We start from the raw sequence: 16,149 nt of genomic DNA on the forward strand, positions 1-16,149 counted from the left end.
GTCAGTAATCGCCTTCAGGTTTCAGTTCCCGGGACAGCAGGACAGGTCCCAGTTGGTCAACGGACAGCTTGCCGGCCAGCACGGCAACGACGGCGGCGGTGATGGGCATTTCCACGCCCAGCTTGCCTGCAAGCTCATGCACTGCCTGGCCGGACTTGATGCCTTCGGCGGTTTGGGTCATCTTCTGGCCCACCTCCTCGAGCGTCAGGCCCTGCCCCAGCAGCCTGCCGGCCGTATGGTTGCGCGACAGCGGCGAGGAGCAGGTGGCCACGAGGTCGCCAAGCCCCGCGAGGCCCGCCATCGTCTTGGCATCGCCGCCCAGCGCCAGGGCAAGGCGCGAGGTTTCCGCCAGCCCGCGGGTTATCACCGACGCCTTGGTGTTGTCCCCCATCTGCTTGCCCTCACAGATGCCCACAGCCAGCGCAATCACGTTCTTCACGATTCCGCCGATTTCAACGCCCACGATGTCAGCCGTGGTGTATGGCCGGAAATAGGGTGCCGTGCAGCTCCTGGCGATCCAGCCGGCAGCGGCGGAATCAGTGCAGGCGACCACGGACGCGGTGGGTTCTTCGCGGGCGATTTCCATCGCCAGGTTCGGTCCGGAGACCACCGCGATGCGGTCGGTCGGCAGGCCAAGCTCCTCGCTGATGACCTCGCTCATCCGCGCGTCGGTCCCGAGTTCCAGGCCCTTCATCAGCGAGACAACCATCGCACCCGGCGCGATCATGTCCTTCCACCCGCGAAGCTGGGGCCGGAGCGACTGGGCCGGCACCGCCAGCACCACCAGATCCGCGCCTTCGAGCACGGCGGCCACATCGGTGGAAGCCGTGATGCTCCCGGGAAGCGCAATGTCCTTTAAGTACTGCTCGTTGCGGTGGATGGTGTTGATCTGTTCCACCACTTCGGGGCGCCGGCCCCACAGCCTGATGGTCCGCGGTTCACCGGCAGCAGCCGCCGCATCAGCCAGGATTTTGGCGAAGGTGGTTCCCCAGGAGCCGGCGCCGAGAACTGCGACGGAACGGGCCGAACCCGCCTGTTGCTCCCCAGCGGTCACGGGTTTTCCGTTCCGTTCCCGGCCTGCTGCTGTCCCCGCTCCACGAACCTGCCCTGCTTCGGCTGTTGCTTCTTGGCAGGATCCCACCGCTCGGCGGGGGGTTCCTCTCCCCTGATCCCGGCCAGGAGGGCGGTGATCGCATCCATGATGGCGTCTGTGGCCTCGGTCAGCGTGGCCTTATCCAGCGGACGTCCCCGGAAGGCACTCAGGTCCACCGGCTCGCCAACAACAACCCGCGACTTTTTGCGGGGAAAGAGATGGAACCGCTTGCCGTAGCGCGGAAAGACCTCATGCGCCCCCCAATGGGCGATGGGCACCACGGGGATGCCGCCTTCCAGGGCGAGCCGGGCCGCGCCGGTATGGCCCTTCATCGGCCAGAGGTCGGGATCCCGGGTGAGGGTCCCCTCGGGATAGATGATGATGGCCCCGCCCTCGGCGACGATCTCCTGCGCAAGCTGCAGGGAGCGGTTGGCCCCCGCCGTCGAACGTTCCACCGGGATCTGCTTGGTGGCCCGCAGGACCCAGCCCAGGACCGGAACCTTGAACAGTCCGGACTTCGCCAGGAAGTGCGGCGCGCGCTTGTTGTTGTAGAGCAGGTGGCCGATGATCAGGGGGTCGATCTCGGTGCAGTGGTTCGGGGCGGCAATGAAGCCTCCCTCGGGCAGCTTTTCGGTGCCCTCCCACTTCTTGTCCATCATGAGGTTGAACAGGGGGCGTACTATGGCCGCAACCACCACAAGGGTCGCGCGGCTCTTGGCCGATTCCTTCACTGTGCTCCGCTACTTCGTGGTGGTGATGTCGAAGTCGGCGCCCAGCCCGGCCAGCTTTTCGGTGAAGCGCTCGTACCCGCGGTTGATGATGTCAATGCCCGTGACGCGCGAGGTGCCGGTGGCTGCCAGGGCCGCGATCAGGTGGCTGAAACCGCCGCGGAGGTCCGGAACGTCGATGTCGGTGCCCTTGAGCTGCGTGGGACCCGAGATCACGGCGGAGTGCAGGAAGTTGCGCTGGCCGAAACGGCACGGCACGCTGCCCAGGCATTCGCGGTGGACCTGGATGCTCGCACCCATCCGGATCAGGGCGTCCGTGAAGCCGAAGCGGTTCTCGTAGACGGTCTCGTGGACGATCGAGACACCCTCGGCCTGGGTCAGGGCCACCACGAGGGGCTGCTGCCAGTCCGTCATGAAGCCCGGGTGGACGTCGGTTTCCAGGACGAGCGGGTTAAGCTTTCCGCCCCGGTGGTAGAAGCGGATGCCGTCCTCGCCGATGTCCATGCCGCCGCCCACCTTGCGGTAGGTGTTCAGGAAGGTCATCATGTCCCGCTGGGAGGCGCCTTCAACGAAGATATCGCCGCGGGTCACGAGTGCGGCGGACGCCCAGGAGGCTGATTCGTTGCGGTCCGACAGGGCACGGTGGTTGTACCCGCCGAGGTCGCGGACGCCCTCGATGCGGATGGTCCGGTCCGTCTGGACGCTGATGATCGCGCCCATTTTCTGCAGTACCGCGATGAGGTCGATGATCTCCGGCTCGGTGGCTGCACCGGAAAGTTCGGTGATGCCCTCGGCACGGGTGGCGCTGAGCAGCACCTGCTCCGTGGCTCCCACTGACGGGTACGGCAGCGAGATTTTCGCCCCATGCAGCCCCTTGGGCGCCGAAATGTGGATGCCGCCGGGCCGCTTCTCCACCACGGCACCGAACTGGCGCAGCACGTCCAGGTGATAGTCGATGGGCCGGTCGCCGATCTTGCAGCCGCCGAGGTCCGGGATGAACGCCTCGCCGATCGCGTGGATCAAGGGACCGCAGAGCAGAATCGGAATGCGGGAGTCGCCTGCGTGGGCGTCGATGGCTGTGCTGGATGCCGTCTTGGCCGCCTTGGGATCGAGCGTGAGGTCACCGCTCACCGGATCCTTCGCCACGGTCACGCCGTGCAGCTGCAGGAGGGAGGTGACCACCTCCACATCCTTGATCTCCGGAACGTTCCGCAACACCGACGGTTCGTTGCCCAGCAACGCTGCCACCATCGCCTTGGGAACGAGGTTTTTCGCTCCCCGGACGCTGACGCGGCCTGTCAGCGGGACTCCGCCACGGATTGTCAGAACACTACTCATATACCGGTTTCCTTAAGATCACTCGCCCCCAAATCCTTGCAAAGGCTCCAACCAAGCATAGGAGGTCGCGTTACCGAACCGAAATACGCGGGCGACGGCGGCAGGGCGTGGCGGACCGCCGTCGCGCGGTCAGGGGTGCTTCCGTCCGCTCAGGAAAGGCGCGCCGGCAGGGTTTTGGGGAGGAAGGCGGGCCTGGTGGCTTCATAGGCAGTGATGTCCGCCTCGTGCTGCAGTGTCAGGCCGATGTCATCGAGTCCCTCGAGCAGGCGCCAGCGGGTGTAGTCGTCGATCTCGAAGGGCGCCACGATGTTGCCGCACACCACCGTCTTGGACACCAAGTCGACAGTAACCTCAGTGCCGGGGGCGTTTTCCAGTTCTTTCCAGATCAGCTCGATGTCGTCCTGGGCAACCTGTGCGGCGAGCAGTCCCTGCTTGCCGGAGTTGCCACGGAAGATGTCCGCGAAACGGGAGGAGAGAACGGCCTTGAACCCGTAGTCCTTCAACGCCCACACTGCGTGTTCACGGGAGGATCCGGTGCCGAAATCCGGGCCTGCCACCAGGACGGAGCCGGCGCTGAACGGCGCCTGGTTCAGGATGAAGGCCGGGTCCTTGCGCCATGCCGAGAACAGGGCGTCTTCAAAGCCGGTGCGGGTGATGCGCTTCAGGTACACGGCCGGGATGATCTGGTCCGTGTCCACGTTGCTTTGGCGCAGCGGGACGCCGATTCCGGTGTGCGTGGTGAACTTTTCCATGGCGTTGTCCTAGGCTGCGTTGGTGCGGATGGCGGCGGATTCGGGGGCCGGATCGAGGTCCGACGGCGAGCTGAGGGTGCCGCGGATGGCGGTGGCTGCGGCCACCACCGGGGAGACCAGGTGGGTCCGGCCGCCCTTGCCCTGGCGCCCTTCGAAGTTGCGGTTGGAAGTGGAGGCGCAGCGCTCCCCCACGTCCAGCTGGTCCGGATTCATGCCCAGGCACATCGAGCAGCCGGCGAAGCGCCACTCCGCGCCGAAGTCCTTGAAGACCTTGTCCAGGCCCTCAGCCTCGGCCTCAAGCCGCACGCGTGCCGAGCCCGGCACCACCAGCATCCGGACGTTCGGGTCCTTCTGCCGGCCGCGGATGATGTCCGCTGCGGCACGGAGGTCCTCCATCCGGGAGTTGGTGCAGGAACCCAGGAAGACGGTGTCCACCCGGATGTCCTTCATGGGCGTACCGGCTTCGAGGCCCATGTACTGCAGGGCCCGTTCCGCGGCGGCCTTGGCGTTTTCGTCGCCGAAGTCCTCGGGGGACGGGACGGACTGGGACAGTGAGACGCCCTGGCCGGGATTCGTGCCCCAGGTGACGAACGGCTCCAGCGTGTTGGCATCGAGGTCCACCTGCACGTCGAAGGTCGCGTCGTCGTCGGTACGCAGGGTGTTCCAGTACTCGACGGCGGCGTCCCAGTCAGCGCCCTGCGGGGCGTGCGGACGGCCCTTCATGTAGGCGTAGGTGGTTTCGTCGGGTGCCACCATGCCGGCGCGGGCGCCGGCCTCGATGGACATGTTGCAGATGGTCATGCGGGCGTCCATGGACAGGGCGCGGATGGCCGAGCCGCGGTACTCCAGGACGTAGCCCTGGCCGCCGCCGGTGCCGATCTTGGCGATCACGGCGAGGATGATGTCCTTGGCTGTCACTCCCGGGCGGAGCGTGCCCTCAACATTGATGGCCATGGTCTTGAACGGCTTCAGCGACAGGGTCTGGGTGGCCATCACGTGCTCCACCTCGGAGGTTCCGATGCCCATGGCCAGGGCGCCGAAGGCACCGTGGGTAGAGGTGTGCGAGTCGCCGCAGACAACGGTCATGCCCGGCTGGGTGAGGCCCAGCTGCGGGCCGACCACGTGGACGATGCCCTGTTCGGCATCGCCCAGGCTGTGCAGCCGGACGCCGAATTCGGCGCAGTTGTTCCGCAGGGTCTGGATCTGGGTGCGGCTGGTCAGGTCGGCGATAGGCTTGTCGATGTCCAGCGTAGGAGTGTTGTGGTCCTCGGTGGCGATGGTCAGGTCCGGGCGGCGCAGCTTCCTGCCGGCCAGCCGCAGGCCCTCGAAGGCCTGCGGGGACGTGACCTCGTGGACCAGGTGAAGGTCGATGAAAAGAAGGTCGGGCTGGGCATTGGCTCCTTCGCCGTCGCCTTTGCGCACCACATGTGCGTCCCAGACTTTCTCGGCCAATGTCTTTGCCATGGCCATCTCCCTTCACTGCTGTTTGGCTGATGGTTCCACTGAACCAGTACGGCTCTGCACTGCGCCAGCCGAAAGATTTGCATCTCAGATATTGAGACGGCAATATCATTACATGGACAATTCTAGTGGAGTCGGTGTCATTGATAAAGCGGCCCAGGTACTGGACGCGCTCGAGGCCGGGCCCACCACGCTGGCCCAGCTTGTGGCGGCCACCGGCCTCGCCCGGCCCACTGTCCACCGCCTTGCCCTTGCCCTGGTCCATCACCGGCTCGTGAGCCGTGACATCCAGGGCCGTTTTGTGCTGGGAAGCCGCCTGGTTGAGCTGGCATCGGCTGCCGGCGAGGACCGGCTGATCGCTTCTGCCGGCCCTGTGCTGATGCAGTTGCGCGATGCGACCGGCGAAAGCGCCCAGATTTTCCGCCGCCAGGGCGACTGGCGCGTCTGCGTGGCGTCCGCCGAACGGCCTATCGGCTTGCGGGACACCATTCCGGTAGGAACGCAGCTGTCCATGAAGGCTGGCTCTGCAGCCCAGGTGCTGCTCGCCTGGGAGGACCATGACCGCCTGCTCGAGGGGCTGCAGTCCGCACGCTTCACGCCCACCGTCCTGGCGGGCGTACGACGGCGGGGCTGGGGCCAGAGCCTCGGCGAACGTGAGCCGGGGGTTGCGTCCGTTTCGGCTCCTGTGCGGGGACCTTCCGGACGCGTCATTGCCGCCGTATCAATTTCCGGACCAATCGAGCGGCTCACCCGCCAGCCCGGCAGGCTGCACGCCGAAGTGGTCTGCAACGCGGGCCGGGTACTCACCGAGGCCCTGCGCAAGAACAACGACTGAGGCCGGACGATCGGCTGCCCCTCCCCCGGTGCTGCCGGCGCTAGGATTTTCGCCATGGGCAGCTACGCAGTATTTCTCCGGGGCATCAACGTCGGCGGCATCAACATCAGGATGGCGGAGCTCCGGGAGGCCTTGGAGAACTGCGGCTTTGCGGATGCCAGGACCCTTCTGGCCAGCGGGAACGTCGTGCTGACCAGCGCCCTGGATGCAGCCGCCGTGAAGCGGGAATGCGAAAAGTGCCTCCGGCAAGCGTTCGGTTACGACGCGTGGGTGGTGGTCCTTGAGGCTGCCCGGGTGGCAGAACTGGTCTCGGCCTGCCCGTACCCGGACGATGACAAAACCACCCACACCTACATCACCCTGGCTTCCGACACCGCAATGCTCGACGAACTCGAGGCCACGGGCGCGGCACTGGCAGGTGTGGAGCTGACGCGGCTGGGCCCCGAGGCGCTGGCCTGGCTGGCACCTGCCGGCGGAACCTTGGACAGCCCCTTCAGCAAAGCCTCAGCCAAACCGAGGTTCAAGGCCTCCACCACCACACGCAACCTGCGGACCCTGGTCAAGGTCAGGGACGCAGCCGCAGCCTAGTCATGTCCCGCCCGCGCGGTCCGCAGCGCGGCACTAAAGGCGGCCAGTCTGCTGACCTCCACCTCCACCGGTTCCACTACCAGTTCCTCCGCCACATCGGCGACAGCCGCGTTGAGCCTTTTCCGCGCCCTCGCCGAGCGGGCACCGGCAGCGGCAGCAGCGATGAACCGTCCCGTGATGGCCAGGAAAATCCCCAGCACCACCCCTGATGCGATCAGCAGCGTGGGAACGGGCCACCCCTCCACCCGGGGGACCTCCGGCACCGGCATCTGGAAATAGCCGAGGCCGGCCAGGAACCCGAGCCATCCCAGTCCGACGACGGCAGCCAGCAGCGCCAACCATTGCACAGCATTGAAGACTCCCCACCACCAGGACTTCCGGTTTGCTGCGAGGTCGGTTCCGGCGATGGCCTGGTCCAGGGCGTCGGGCAACCGGTCCCTGCCCTCACGCGCTGCGCCGCGGATGGCAGCACGCCAGGGACCGGGGGCACCGGCGCTGGCGGCATCGGCGAATTCCCGTACAGCGGCGTCGGTACGCGCCCGTTCCGGCGCCCCCGCAGGCGGCAGGGATGTCCTGTTCAGCTCCGATGGCGCCGCGCTGCGCAGGTTGAGCCGGCGCAAGGGATCAGCCCGGAACCGGGACAGCCACCGGGTCACCGGCCACCCGGTGCGCCGGACTGACTCGAGCCGGTAGGACTGCCCCACTGCCCGGACCACCACCGGAACGTTGGCAGCCACGGCCAGTTCATCCGCCAGGCGGGTTTTTGCCCCCGGCCGCACGCCGGCCGCGGCACCTTCGCCGGAGACGGCGCCGAGGTCGGCTGATGCTTTCGTGATATCCGCGGCAAGCCGCTGCGACTGGGCTTTGCGCTTGACCGCCACGCCGCGGATCGCCGCCCGGACCTGGTCAATGCCTGCCCCGGTCAGGGCGGAGGCTGCGAGCACCTGGACCTTGGCGAGACCATCACGGGCCAGGATGGACCGGAGGGATTCCAGCACCGGCTGCACATCCCGCTCCGGCAGCCGGTCCACCTGGTTCAGCACCACCAGGGTCACGGCGCCGTGCGACGCCAGGCGTGACAGGAAGTCGTTGTGCACTGCCGCATCCGCGTACTTCTGGGGATCGAGCACCCACACCAGGACATCAACCAGCCCCACCATCCGTTCCACCACCTCACGGTTGGCTGCCTTGGTGGAATCGAAGTCGGGCAGGTCCAGGAGGATCAGTCCAGTGCCCTCATCGGCGAAACCCTCCACGGCGTCGGCGTGGTGCCGGTTGCGGACGTCCAGCCAGTCCAGCAGCGGCTCGCTGCCCTCGACTCCCCAGACCCCTGCCAAAGGTTCCGATGTAGTGGGACGCCGTGCTGCCGCCGTCGCGATTTCAGCGCCGCTGACCGCGTTGAACAGCGAGGACTTCCCGCTGCCGGTGGCCCCGAAGAACCCCACCACTGTGTGGTCCGCCGAAAGCGACCGGCGGGAACTGGCGCGTTCCAGGACGGTGAGGACCTCCTGGAGGGAGTCGTCGGGAAGGACGCCTTCGCCAAGCTCACGGGCATCGTTCAGGGCGGCAAGCCGGCGGTCCAGCCGGGACGATTCGCGGGTGTCGCTGTGCCTGCTCATGCGGCGTCCGCCAGCCGGAGCAGTGCGACGGCGTGGGCGGCAAGTTGTTCGGGTGCATCGTCGTCGCGTCCCGGAAGCCGGTCAAGGAATTTCCGCCGCTCGTCCTGCAACAGAAGCTGGCAGCGGGAATGCAGGTCCTCCCGGGCTTTTTCAGCCATGCGTCGGACGGCATCCTCGCCGAACACCGCCTCCAGCAGCCGCTGCCCCACTACGGCGGTTCCCCCGGCGACGCCCACCTCAAGGCCGGTCAGCCCGGCCGTCATGGAAAACACCACGATCATCAGCGCAGCGCCCAGTCCGTTGATGCCAAACGACAGCCAGCGGGCCTGGGTTCGTTTTCCCTGGCCCTCGGTGCGGATCAGCTCCATCAGCGCTTCCTGCCAGGCCCGGATTTCTGCCGCGGTCCGGTCCGCAAAGCCCGGGGTCGTGCCGGAGAGATCGTCCGTTCCCAGCAGGTGGCGTCCGGCAGGGTCAGTGCGCCAGCGCTGGTCGGTATCTTCGGCGGCGTTGGCCGCTTCATCGACGATGACCGCCTGCAGCCCTGTTTCTATCGCTGCCTCAACCCTCACCGCGGGCGCCGGCTCGCCCCGGAAGAACGCTCCCACCCGGTCGCGGAACCGGCCCACGTTCTGCTCGAGTGTCCGGAAGAACTCACCCGTGCCCACGAAGTCCTGCCAACGGGCCAGCACCTCGCCGCGCAGGAGCGCACCGTCCCTCGTCGCATCCAGGATGCGTTCGGCGGCGTCCCGGTAGGCCGCGACGGCGGCAGCTTCCAGGGCGTCCGCCGCCTGATGTTGCTCACGCGCTGCCATGGCTACGGCGGAGACCCGGCCGGCCAGGGCGCGCACAGTCCCGTTCAGCGTGCGGCGGGCAATGTCGGACCGTCCCGCAGCATCGGCGGCCAGTTCACCCAGCCACGCCTTCAGCGGCAGGACGGCATCGGCGGGCAGCATGCCCATGGGATCCAGGCTGGTTTCCGGGATGACGAAGAGCTGGGCAGAGCGCAGGCCTTCCCGGTCCAGGAGCCTGCGCAGGTCCTCGCTTACTTCCGCTTCGGCGCCGGCCGGCACACGGTCCAGGACCACCCCCACCATGATGTCCCGTGAGGCCGCGTCCAGGAGCAGTTTCCAGGGTACGGCGTCCGCGTAGCGGTTGGCGGTGGTCACAAAGATCCACAGGTCCGCGGCAGCCAGGAGCTGCGCAGCCAGTTTGCGGTTGTCATCGGAGATGGAGTCGACATCGGGGGCGTCCAGGACTGCGATTCCCGCGGGGACTCCCGGATCGGCCACGAGGACAAGGGAAGACATGGCAGTTGCGTCCGGCGCTGCTCCTGCCCGGCTCGCCGGGACCGCGCTGCTGCTGATCGAACCGCGGATCCTGCTCAGGCTGGGCAGGACGCGCTGTCCCTCGAACCAGTCCGCTTCCGAGGGGTGGTGCAGGAGGATGGGTTGCCGGGTGGTGGGGCGGATGGCCCCGGAACGCGTGACGGGGTGGCCCACTATCCCGTTTACCAGGGTTGATTTGCCCGCTCCGGTGGAACCTCCGACGACGGCAAGGAGCGGTGCGTCCAGGCTGCGGTACCGCGGGAGGATGTAGTCATCGAGCTGGGCCACTGCGCTGGCCGCCTCGCGGCGTGCCTGGTCCGCGTCGGGCAGGGCCAGGGGCAGGGTGGCGGCGGCCAGGTCACCGCGCACTTCTTCCAGCAGTGTTACGGCTGCCAGTGCCGCAGCACCACCGGAGGGCGTGCGTAGCGGACCCTGCAGGTCCTCGTGCTCGTTTGGGGAGGTCACAGGATCATCATGCCAGTTCAGGGCGGCCTGGGTGGGGTTCACCACAACACACCGTGCGGGCCCGAACGCAAAAATGGCCCCGGGCGTTTGCCCGGGACCATTTGCTTGGTGACCCCAGCGGGATTCGAACCCGCGTTACCGCCGTGAGAGGGCGGCGTACTAGGCCGCTATACGATGGGGCCGTGTACTTTGCCGTACTTCCTGCCGGCGTTTCCGCCGGTCAAGCTCAGTGATTGTTTCACACACTTCGCTCTGGTTTCAAATCGGCGAACCGGCTGAAACCGCCTGTTTTGAGTTCCAAAACCGGGACTCAAACCAGAGCTGGGATACCAGGACTCGAACCTAGAATGACGGTACCAGAAACCGTAGTGTTGCCAATTACACCATATCCCAATGATACTTTCGGGCCGGTTTTCAGGGCTTTTGCCCTGCTCCGTGCCCCTCAGCACGAGAAATTACTTTACCTGAGACTTTCTGCTCGCACAAATCGGGCCAGCCCACCCGCGGTCGTTCCGCCGGTCGCCTCACCGGCAGCTGCCCTGCGCCGCTTCTACGCTTTGCGGAACCACAGGAAAACGCTGATCGCATACGCCGGGACCAGGATGCCGGCAGGTGCGCCGAACACCACGTCATACGTGAGGTAGGAAACAAAGACCAGGATTGCAGCAGGACCATTGGCGAGGGCCAGCCATCGCTGCCACCTGAACGTCGAACCCGCGAATGCTGCAGCCGTGAGCGCGATCGCCACCCCCATCAGGGTGTAGGCGGCCGCGTCCACCATTTGCATGAAACTGCCCGGGCCGAAAACCAGGAGCTGGACTTCCTCTTCCCTCCCGCTCAAAGCCCGCGGATGCACCACGAACAGCCACGTTACGTACACAATCTCCGCAAGCGCGGCATAGATTGCGGCAAACAAAGTAGAGCTGTGCGTCCAGACCTTGGCTGCGGCCGAGCAGGAGTAGTGGATGCTGACAGTCAGCAGGACGAACGAGGGCGCGATCAGGGCCGAAGCACCGATCGGGACCCAGACGTCCCAAGGGGAGGAAAGCATGGGATCCAGGACCAGGCCAAGATCGAAAATAATGTAGGTGGCCGCGGTGGCCGCTGCCGACCACATCCCCAGGACACGGGCGCCGCGGGCAGGCCTTGTGTTCACCGGCGACAAGCGCGCATCAGGATTCTTTGAAAACCGTGTACTCCCCACGGCGCACCTCCCGGAGATCCTGCCTGCCCCGAGGTTACGGGGCGTGAGCCAACGGAAGCCAGAGTCCAAAGGCCCGCGGTGCGTCCAAGGACTTCGGCCTCTGGCCGGCGGTGCAGGTGATTGGGGACGCTTGCCGGGACAGCCCTGGCCGGGCAAAGGACCGACGGAAAGGACATGCGGTGGCAGACAAAGCACGGACAGTCATGGGCCTGCTGGGTGCGGCGGGGATCGCTGCCGGGGTCCGGGCGTGGCGCCACTGGCACCTGACGTGGGGCGCCACCCCTGATGAAGTGGCCCGCGCATTGCCGGGTGATGACCTGGTGAAGTCTCCGACATTCGACGCTACCCGGGCCATCACCATCGGAGCGCCGCCCGAACGGATCTGGCCCTGGCTCGCCCAGGTGGGGGTTCGGCGGGCAGGCTGGTACAGCTATGACCTGCTGGACAACCTGGGGCATCCCAGCGCCCGGCGAATCCGGCCCGAATGGCAGGACCTGGAACCGGGCGACGTGCTGGCGATGAGCCCGGACGGCAAACACGGGATCAACGTTTATTCACTGGACTACCCGCGCTCGATGGTCTGGGGCACACCCGGTGACACCACGTGGGCCTGGCAGCTCGACCCCCAACCGGACGGAACCACCCGGCTCCTTACGCGGATCCGTTCCCGCATCCGCTGGCAGCCCGCATCCATTGCTTTCTATGCACTGCTGGAGGTTGCCGACTTCTGGATGATCCGCAAAATGCTGACCGGCCTGCGTGAGCGGGCCGAACGGGACGGAACCGCAGCCTCCTAGGCGAGCAGCTCCGCCAGCGAGGACACGGCGTTGCCCTCAAATTCCGGCACCTGCTCCCCCGCCCGGTTAAGCCAGACGCCCAGGAGGCCGGCCGCCGTCGAGCCTTCCACGTCCAACAGCCGGTTGTCGCCGACGTACAGGGTCTCCGCCGGTTCTGTACCCAGGAGCCGCACCCCTTCCAGGTAGATGGCGGGTTCAGGTTTTGCCACGCCCATGGTGTCCGTTCCCACCAGCCTCCGGACGCGCTCCAGTCCCGCTCCGTCCAGCTTGGCACGCTGGTAATCATGCACGTTGTTGCTGACGGCGCCGTAGGGAATACCGGCCTGGTCCAGGACATCCAGCAGCGGCATGACATCCGGGAACGGCTTCACGTAGGCGGGTTGCTTCTCTATGTACGCCGTCAGCCACTGATGGGACTGCTCGCCTTCACCCAGCTCCACGCCGAAGTGGCCCAGCGCCGCGCGCCCCCTCAGCAACCGCTGTTCGTTGAACGTCAGTTCACCTGCAAGGTAGCGGTCGTAATAGTGCGTGGTTTCGTGTGTGAAAATCCGCCCGAACCGCTCCCACCCGGCCTGGTCAAGGCCGGGCAGCAGGTGTTCGCTGACTTCCCGCAGGGCGGTGGTCATCGATAATTCCAGGTCCACCAGGGTGTCGTCGATATCGAACAGGATCCCCCGCACGGTCCCGAAGGGCGTGGCGAGGATACCGGTGCGGGCAGCGCTGGGAGCCGACATCAGCCGCGGAACGCCCTGATCCTGCTGAGGGAGGATTCCCGGCCAAGGATCACCATGGATTCGAACAGCGGCGGTGAGATGCGGCGGCCGGAAACAGCCGTGCGGACCGGACCGAACGCCAGGCGGGGCTTGAGGCCCAGGTCTTCCACCAGTGCCTGCTTGAGCGCGGCCTGGATGTCTTCAGCCGTCCAGGCCTGCACCCCTTCCAGGGCGGCAAGGGCAGCATCCAGCACCTCGGACAGGTTCGCCGGCAGGCCCTTCCGCGCGTCGTCCGCCACGTCGATCGCGTCATCGTCCTTGAACAGGAAGCCGAGCATGTCCGGCGCCTCCCCCAGCAGGGCGATGCGCTCCTGGATCAGCGGTGCGGCCTCGGTAAGGATTTCCTCCTGCCGCTCCGTGAGCTCCTCGCCCACCAGCCCGGCGGAGCGCAGGTACGGGACCAGCCGCTCCCGGAAGTCCCCGGCTCCGAGCATCCGAATATGCGTGCCGTTGATGGCTTCGGCCTTCTTGATGTCGAAGCGCGCCGGGTTGGCCAGGACGTCATGGACGTCGAAGTTTTCGATGAGCTGCTCCACCGTGAAGATGTCCTCGTCCGCGGAAAGGCTCCAGCCCAGCAGGGACAGGTAGTTCAGGAGTCCTTCGGGAATGAAGCCGCGGTCCCGCAGGAGGAACAGGTTGGACTGCGGATCACGCTTGGACAGCTTCTTGTTGCCTTCCCCCATGACGTACGGCAGGTGGCCGAACTCCGGCACGTAGCTGGCCACGCCGATCTCCATCAGTGCGCGGATGAGGACAACCTGGCGCGGCGTGGAGGAAAGCAGGTCCTCGCCGCGCAGCACGTGGGTAATGCCCATGAGGGCGTCGTCCACGGGGTTTACCAGCGTGTACAGCGGTGAGCCATCCGCGCGCACGATGACATAGTCCGGAATGCTGCCGGCCTTGAAGGTGATCTCACCGCGGACCAGGTCGGTGAAGGTAACGTCTTCATCAGGCATCCGGACCCGGAGCACCGGCTGCCGGCCTTCGGACTTGAAGGCGGCCACCTGCTCGTCGGTCAATTCACGGTCGAAGTTGTCGTAGCCGAGCTTCGGATCGCGGCCAGCCGCGCGGTGGCGCGCCTCGACCTCCTCGGGGGACGAGTAGCACTCGTAGGCGTAGCCGGCGTCGATCAGCTTGGCCACGACGTCCTTGTAGAGGTCCAGCCGCTGCGACTGCCGGTAGGGTTCGTGGGGACCGCCCACCTCCACGCCTTCATCCCAGGTGATGCCGAGCCATTTCAAGGCCTCCAGCAGCTGCTGGTAGCTCTCCTCCGAATCACGTGCCGCGTCTGTGTCCTCGATGCGGAAAACGAAAGTGCCCTTGGTGTGCCTGGCATGGGCCCAGTTGAACAGGGCCGTCCGGATCAGCCCGACGTGCGGGGTACCGGTGGGCGAAGGGCAGAACCGCACCCGGACGGGCGTGTCGGCAGATACAGAGGGCAGGGAGGCAGCATTCGACGCGGAAGCAGTAGTCATAGTGGCTCCAACTTTACCGTCTGCCGCCGGTGGTTCAGGCGGCGGGGGTCAGCGGCGGACGATGGGGTTGGACAGGCGGCCGATGCCCTCGATGTCCACCTCGATGCGGTCTCCCGGGCTCACCAAACCCACACCCGCCGGCGTTCCGGTCATGATGACGTCGCCCGGCAGGAGGGTGAACGCCTGCGAGACGATGGACACCAGTTCACGGACTCCCCTGATCATCTGGCTCGTATTTCCGTCCTGCCGCAGCTCCCCGTTAAGCCGCGCCTGGATCTGCACGTCCTCGGTATCCAGCTCGGTCTCGATCCATGGCCCCAAGGGTGCCGAGGTGTCAAAGCCCTTGGCGCGGGTCCACTGCAGGTCCGTTTTCTGGACATCCCGGGCGGTGAGGTCGTTCCCGCACGTGTAGCCGAAGATGACGTCATCCACACGGTCCTCGGGCACGTCCTTGCAGATCCGGCCGATCACAACACAGAGCTCCGCCTCGAACGAGACTTCCTCGGAGAAGTCAGGCAGTACCACGGGATCGTTGGGGCCCACGACGGCGGTGTTGGGCTTCAGGAACAGCAGCGGCTGGGCGGGGACTTCGTTGCCGAGTTCGCGGGCGTGCTCCACGAAGTTGCGCCCCACGCCGATGACCTTGCTCCGGGGAATGATGGGGGCAAGCAGCCGGACATCCTCCAGCTTGTGGCGGACGGACGTGCGCTCCACCCCGTTGAAGAAGGGGTCTCCGTGGATGACAGTGATTTCCTCACTGCCCGTCTCACCTTCGACGACGCCGTAGAGGGGATCAGAATCAACGACAAACCTGGCAATACGCATGGCTCCTACCCTACCGTCCCGACAGGCTTGTCCCGGCAGTTCCTACTGCTGCGGCGGTCCGCCGCGCAGGTAGTGGAGCTGGGCGGCAACGGACGTTTCAGCGGCCCGCCGCACGGAAGGGTCGACGTCGGAATAGACGACGGCGGCCACGTCACCGGCCGCCGCGTCCCGGCCCAGACTGTCCAGCGCCGCGCGGATTTGTTCCAGCCGCTCGAGGCGGTGGCTGCGGTAGGCTCGGGCAGTTTCCACCAGCGAGGGGAGCACCGGACCGTGGGCAGGCAGGACCGTGGCCGGCCCCAGCGCTTCGAGCCGGTCCAGCGAGGCAAGGTAGTCGCCCAGGGTTCCGTCGGGGTAGTCGAGCATGGTGGTGCCGCGGCCCAGGATGGTGTCCCCCGTCAGGACCGAGCCCTGGGAACCGTCGCCGGGAAGGTGGAAGCAGACCGAGTCCGACGTATGGCCGGGCGTGGCCGCCACCCGGATCTCCACGCCTGCCGCGTGGATTTCCTCCCCATCTGACAGCAGGGCGCCTCCGCCGTGGCAATGGCCGGGAAGGGCGGCACGGACCGGAGCTCCGGTCAGTTCGTGCAGGCGCGCGGAACCGGCGGTGTGGTCCGCGTGGCGGTGGGTGATGAGGATCAGCTCCACGGGACCGGCGGCGGCCAGGGCCTGAAGGTGCGCCTCGTCCAGCGGCCCGGGATCCACCACCACTGCCGCCTGGCTGGCAGGTGCCCGCACAACATACGAGTTGGTCCCGTCCAGGCTCATTGGCCCTGGATTCGGTGCCAGGATGAACTGTGTCAGGGCGGAACTGCGCTGCAGGTCGGGGGCCGGAGCTGGGGTCATCACCCCATCCTTGCATCCACCCGTGCGG

Annotated in this window: 15 protein-coding genes and 2 tRNA genes; 3 read left to right on the plus strand and 14 right to left on the minus strand. The window is 66.6% G+C overall.

The annotated features are described in order from the left end of the window. Nucleotide 1: 1 nt before the first annotated feature. The 5 genes from ASPHE3_RS11750 to leuC form a co-directional block, all read right to left on the minus strand. On the minus strand, nt 2-1,054 hold the full coding sequence (locus tag ASPHE3_RS11750; RefSeq protein ID WP_013601426.1) for an NAD(P)H-dependent glycerol-3-phosphate dehydrogenase: 1,053 nt from the start codon (nt 1,052-1,054) through the stop codon (nt 2-4). After that, on the minus strand, nt 1,051-1,824 hold the full coding sequence (locus tag ASPHE3_RS11755; protein WP_013601427.1) for a lysophospholipid acyltransferase family protein: 774 nt from the start codon (nt 1,822-1,824) through the stop codon (nt 1,051-1,053). Before ASPHE3_RS11755 ends, ASPHE3_RS11750 begins: the two co-directional genes overlap by 4 nt. A gap of 9 nt (nt 1,825-1,833) precedes the next feature. Further along, complete coding sequence (gene murA / locus ASPHE3_RS11760; protein WP_013601428.1) at nt 1,834-3,159, minus strand: UDP-N-acetylglucosamine 1-carboxyvinyltransferase; 1,326 nt, start codon at nt 3,157-3,159, stop codon at nt 1,834-1,836. A 149-nt stretch (nt 3,160-3,308) separates the two neighbouring features. Beyond that, on the minus strand, nt 3,309-3,911 hold the full coding sequence (gene leuD, locus ASPHE3_RS11765; RefSeq protein ID WP_013601429.1) for a 3-isopropylmalate dehydratase small subunit: 603 nt from the start codon (nt 3,909-3,911) through the stop codon (nt 3,309-3,311). 9 nt (nt 3,912-3,920) lie between these two features. Further along, a complete protein-coding gene (gene leuC, locus ASPHE3_RS11770; protein WP_041652893.1) occupies nt 3,921-5,375 on the minus strand; it encodes a 3-isopropylmalate dehydratase large subunit in 1,455 nt (484 codons plus the stop codon). Between the two features lie 112 nt (nt 5,376-5,487). Between leuC and ASPHE3_RS11775 the strand changes: the two genes are divergently transcribed. Together ASPHE3_RS11775 and ASPHE3_RS11780 are read left to right on the plus strand one after the other, a co-directional pair. Continuing rightward, entirely contained in the window at nt 5,488-6,207 is a 720-nt protein-coding gene (locus ASPHE3_RS11775; RefSeq protein ID WP_013601431.1) for an IclR family transcriptional regulator, read from the plus strand. Between the two features lie 54 nt (nt 6,208-6,261). Continuing rightward, nucleotides 6,262-6,795, plus strand: a complete 534-nt coding sequence (locus ASPHE3_RS11780) for a DUF1697 domain-containing protein (RefSeq protein WP_013601432.1) — start codon at nt 6,262-6,264, stop codon at nt 6,793-6,795. Here the strand turns inward: ASPHE3_RS11780 and ASPHE3_RS11785 are convergent. From ASPHE3_RS11785 to ASPHE3_RS11805, 5 genes are all read right to left on the minus strand, one after another. Continuing rightward, nucleotides 6,792-8,414: a GTPase gene (locus tag ASPHE3_RS11785; protein WP_013601433.1), complete on the minus strand. Its 1,623-nt coding sequence runs from the start codon at nt 8,412-8,414 to the stop codon at nt 6,792-6,794. The genes ASPHE3_RS11780 and ASPHE3_RS11785 overlap by 4 nt on opposite strands. Next, on the minus strand, nt 8,411-10,249 hold the full coding sequence (locus ASPHE3_RS11790) for a dynamin family protein (protein WP_013601434.1): 1,839 nt from the start codon (nt 10,247-10,249) through the stop codon (nt 8,411-8,413). Before ASPHE3_RS11790 ends, ASPHE3_RS11785 begins: the two co-directional genes overlap by 4 nt. 61 nt (nt 10,250-10,310) lie before the next feature. Continuing rightward, a tRNA-Glu gene (locus ASPHE3_RS11795) sits at nt 10,311-10,386 on the minus strand. A gap of 139 nt (nt 10,387-10,525) precedes the next feature. After that, nucleotides 10,526-10,597, minus strand: a tRNA-Gln gene (locus tag ASPHE3_RS11800). Between the two features lie 157 nt (nt 10,598-10,754). Beyond that, nucleotides 10,755-11,360, minus strand: a complete 606-nt coding sequence (locus tag ASPHE3_RS11805) for a hypothetical protein (protein WP_041652135.1) — start codon at nt 11,358-11,360, stop codon at nt 10,755-10,757. 227 nt (nt 11,361-11,587) lie between these two features. On the opposite strand from ASPHE3_RS11805, the gene ASPHE3_RS11810 reads away from it, so the two are divergent. Next, nucleotides 11,588-12,205, plus strand: coding sequence for a hypothetical protein (locus tag ASPHE3_RS11810; protein WP_013601436.1), 618 nt, complete (start codon nt 11,588-11,590; stop codon nt 12,203-12,205). Here ASPHE3_RS11810 and ASPHE3_RS11815 read toward each other — a convergent pair. The 4 genes from ASPHE3_RS11815 to ASPHE3_RS11830 are packed head-to-tail and all read right to left on the minus strand — an operon-like array spanning nt 12,202 to nt 16,121. Beyond that, nucleotides 12,202-12,939 (minus strand): HAD family hydrolase, encoded by a 738-nt coding sequence (locus tag ASPHE3_RS11815; RefSeq protein WP_013601437.1) that lies wholly within the window; start codon nt 12,937-12,939, stop codon nt 12,202-12,204. The two genes, ASPHE3_RS11810 and ASPHE3_RS11815, sit on opposite strands and share 4 nt — an antisense overlap. Beyond that, nucleotides 12,939-14,453, minus strand: a complete 1,515-nt coding sequence (gene gltX, locus ASPHE3_RS11820; protein WP_013601438.1) for a glutamate--tRNA ligase — start codon at nt 14,451-14,453, stop codon at nt 12,939-12,941. Before gltX ends, ASPHE3_RS11815 begins: the two co-directional genes overlap by 1 nt. 48 nt (nt 14,454-14,501) lie before the next feature. Further along, complete coding sequence (locus ASPHE3_RS11825) at nt 14,502-15,278, minus strand: fumarylacetoacetate hydrolase family protein (protein WP_013601439.1); 777 nt, start codon at nt 15,276-15,278, stop codon at nt 14,502-14,504. A gap of 42 nt (nt 15,279-15,320) precedes the next feature. Continuing rightward, nucleotides 15,321-16,121, minus strand: a complete 801-nt coding sequence (locus ASPHE3_RS11830) for an MBL fold metallo-hydrolase (protein WP_013601440.1) — start codon at nt 16,119-16,121, stop codon at nt 15,321-15,323. Nucleotides 16,122-16,149 lie beyond the last annotated feature (28 nt).

Origin of the sequence: Pseudarthrobacter phenanthrenivorans Sphe3, assembly GCF_000189535.1 — a bacterium.
Lineage (GTDB): Bacteria > Actinomycetota > Actinomycetes > Actinomycetales > Micrococcaceae > Arthrobacter > Arthrobacter phenanthrenivorans.